This is a genomic window from Chitinophaga sp., assembly GCF_036569125.1.
Classification (GTDB): domain Bacteria; phylum Bacteroidota; class Bacteroidia; order Chitinophagales; family Chitinophagaceae; genus Chitinophaga.
The window spans coordinates 1-3,575 of record NZ_DATCRF010000326.1 but is presented as its reverse complement, the minus strand read 5'-3'; the positions used below and the strand labels follow the sequence as shown (position 1 = coordinate 3,575).

The window sequence follows — 3,575 nt, the reverse complement described above, 5'->3', positions numbered from 1 at the left end:
AATCCTCATTGTTGCCCTGAGCTATGCGGGCGGTTTATTCCTCGACTGGTGGTCCATAGTACTGGCCCCTTTCCTCGTAGCCCTCATTATGCCTATGTCTGCAGGCAAAGGCTTTGTTTACGGGTTCATTTCCATATTCCTGTTATGGCTGGCCCTTGCCTTCTTCCGCGATGTACGTAATGATCATATCCTGGCTAACAAGGTTAGCCTGATCTTCCTGCAAATGCGCAGCCCTGTATTGATAGGCGTAGTAAGCTCCTTCATCGGCGGCCTGGTAGGCGGTATGGGCGGTTTAACCGGCAGCCTGCTGCGTAAAGCTTTGCGCCCGCCGGTAGCTGTAGCCAAATAACTAACCATATTTCGTTTAAATGCTTCGTTCATTACCCGCCTTTGCCATATTGTTATGTGTTACCTGCTATTGCCAGGCAGGCATTATCCGTGGCCGTATCACCAATGAAAGGGGAGAGGCCCTGCCTTTTGCTACCCTGTTTATAAAAGGTACTACCCAGGGCACTACCACCAATGCCGATGGCCAATATCACCTGGAGCTGCCGGATGGCGCTTATACCGTGGTATGTCAGTATATAGGTTACCGTAAAACAGAGAAGTCCGTAACGCTGGCAGGCACCCTGCAGCTGGATTTTCAGCTGCAGCCTGTAAGCATGCAGATCCGTGAAGTGATCGTAAAAGGCAATGGCGAAGATCCGGCCTATGCCATCATCCGGCAGGCCATTAAAAAAAGGCCCTTCTATCAGCAGCAGGTACAGGAGTTCACCTGTAATACCTATATCAAAGGAATGTTCAAGCTGCGTAATGTACCGGAAAGGTTCTTCGGGCAAAAAGTAGATAAGCAGGACATTGGCGTGGACTCCACCGGCAGGGGCATTGTGTTCCTGTCAGAATCGCTCACGAAGCTATCGGTTAAGCGGCCGGATAAGGTAAAGCTGCAGGTATTATCCTCCCGCCAGAGCGGTGGCGGCTTTGGTTTCAGCTTCCCGGCCTATATTAATTTCTACGATAATAACGTGTCGGCAGTTATTACGCAGTTCAGCCCACGCGGATATATTTCACCCATTGCAGATAATGCGCTGGCCTATTATAAATATCACCTGGAAGGTGTGTTCACTGAAGATGGTTATACGGTGAATAAGATCCAGGTGATCCCTAAACGTAAATTTGAGCCGCTGTTTTCCGGGTATATTTTTATTACAGATGATAACTGGCGCATTCACAGCACCAACCTGCTATTAACCCGCGATTACCAGCTGGAGCTGATGGATACGCTGCAGATCCGCCAAACGCATGTACCCGTTGATTCCGCTGTATGGCGCATGAAAGATCAGTTGATCACCATTTCCCTGAAACAGTTCGGGTTTGATATGATCGGCAACTTTGTGAACGTGTACTCTAACTACGATATTCATCCCAATTTTCCGCCTAAGTATTTCAACAATGTGCTGATGAAATACGATACCGCTTTTAATGATAAGAAGATCGCTTACTGGGACAGCATTCGCCCCGTACCGCTGGAAAAGGAGGAAGTAAAGGATTTTCATGAAAAGGACAGCGCCGCACAGGCACGGCGCGACAGTGCAGTGTCATCCCATCACCTGGATTCACTGCGTAAGCACCAGCCGCCTGTTAAGCTGCAGCAGTTCTTCTGGGGCGGTGTAAAACATAACTATTATTTCCGGCGCGACAGCGCTTTGCCTTACCACCAGCTGGCCATGCGCCCTTTGCTTACACAGCTGGAATATAATACGGTAGAAGGGCTGGTGCTGAGCGTAGAGCCCAGTCTTACCCTGGACCTTCCCAAAGACCAGGACTTAAAGATAGCGCCCTTCCTGCGATATGGTTTCAGCAATACCCACCTGAACGCCTATACGGAAGTTACCTGGAACCAGGAATCGCGCCTGAACCACCGTTATGGCAGCAACACCTGGAAGGCGGCCGGTGGTAAACGCGTATCCCAGTTCAATAAGCAGGAGCCCATTGACCCGCTTACCAACGAGGTATATACCTTATTGTTGAAAGAGAATTACATGAAGCTGTACGAGAACTGGTTCGGCAGCTTTTCTTTCCGCCGCAGCTTTGAAAGTAACGCTGCTGTGGATGTAGGATTTTTGTATGAGGATCGTATCCCATTGGAAAATACCACCGGCTTTGTAGTATTTAAGAACAGCAGTAAAACCTTCCTGCCCAATCATCCCTATGAGCTGGCAGATGTACCTTTTGTACGCCACCAGGCGCTGATCATGAACCTGAATTTCAGCTTCCAGCCCGGTCAGCGGTACATTGAGCTGCCCGACCGTAAAGTGGCCATTGGCGCTAAATACCCACGGTTTGAGGTAGGCTACACAAAAGGTATTCATGGCTGGGCAGGCAGTGATGTGGATTACGATAAATGGAATGCCCAGGTATCGGACAACATGAACTTTAAGCTGTTTGGCGAGCTGCGTTACCGCCTGGCTGCCGGTGGCTTCCTGAATAGTAAAGAGGTTGGCATTCCGGATTACACGCACTTTAACGGCAACCAAACGTTCTACAACATCCGCTACCTGAACAGCTTTCAGCTGGCGCCCTACTATAAGTACAGCAACATTGCCTCTTTTTATACCACGCTAAACCTGGAACATCATTTCAACGGCCTGCTCACCAACAAGATCCCCTTGCTGAACCGTTTAAAATGGAACCTGGTAGCAGGCGCCAATGCATTTTACATTAACAGTGATAATAATTATGTGGAAGTATTTGCGGGGCTGGAGAATATCTTTAAGCTGATAAGGGTAGATGTGATAGCCGGTTACCAGAGTAAGGATGCTACACGCATCGGGGTGCGGGCCGGCTTCGGAGGACTATTGGGCGGCGCCCTGTTCAGACGCAGATAAAAAAGCAGGTAAAGAAAAAAAGCAAAGAGCATGAACCCTTTGCTTTTTTGTGCTTTTTTAGTTTTTACTCATTTTCCTTTTGCTCACTTCTTTGCTGTCGTCATAAAAGAACGCAAGAACGCGATAAGCTAAAAAAGCTATAATGAAGTAAAAGATCGAAAGAAGAATTGTACTCATAAAAATTAACATTTTTGGGTTACACCAGTTTTGCTTGTTATGAACCAATATTTCAAAAAGAATGCCAAAGCAGGGGGTGTTTTATCAAGCTGGTCATTATCAAATACTTAATAATAGGGGTGTTAGGGAGATAGCACTGCATAACTGTCAGGTTACCGTGGGAAAAATTGCCCCAAAAAAAGCCGGATTGTGGACTTGTTTTGCTAACACCAATGTGTTAATTTTGAGGCGTCATTGTGAAACGTCATAAGCTACTCAGCATTAACCCGAAATACACCCCTTATGAAACAGAATTTTACTTCATTTATTCCCCAAGCTGTGTATCGCCGCAGCCACAATCCGCTTTTCAGGAACAAAAAAATAAAGCAGCTTCGCAGGAAAAAGATTGCATTAGTAATGTTTATTGTAGGTATGTTACTGGCTGTCATCGCCTCTTTAGCAAAAAGCTATGAATGGGCCTACATCCAGGAATCCCTGACCCTTGGTTTTGCAGGATACCTGTGTATGATC

3 protein-coding genes are annotated in these 3,575 nt (G+C 47.1%); all 3 read left to right on the top strand.

Going from position 1 to position 3,575, the window contains the following annotated elements:
- Window positions 1-349, top strand: a 349-nt coding sequence (locus tag VIM87_RS12145) for a hypothetical protein (RefSeq protein ID WP_331997250.1), incomplete at its 5' end; no start/stop codon positions are given.
- A gap of 19 nt (window positions 350-368) precedes the next feature.
- Window positions 369-2,888 (top strand): DUF5686 and carboxypeptidase regulatory-like domain-containing protein, encoded by a 2,520-nt coding sequence (locus tag VIM87_RS12140; RefSeq protein WP_331997249.1) that lies wholly within the window; start codon window positions 369-371, stop codon window positions 2,886-2,888.
- 459 nt (window positions 2,889-3,347) lie between these two features.
- The coding region (locus VIM87_RS12135) for a hypothetical protein (RefSeq protein WP_331997248.1) at window positions 3,348-3,575 on the top strand (228 nt) is incomplete at its 3' end.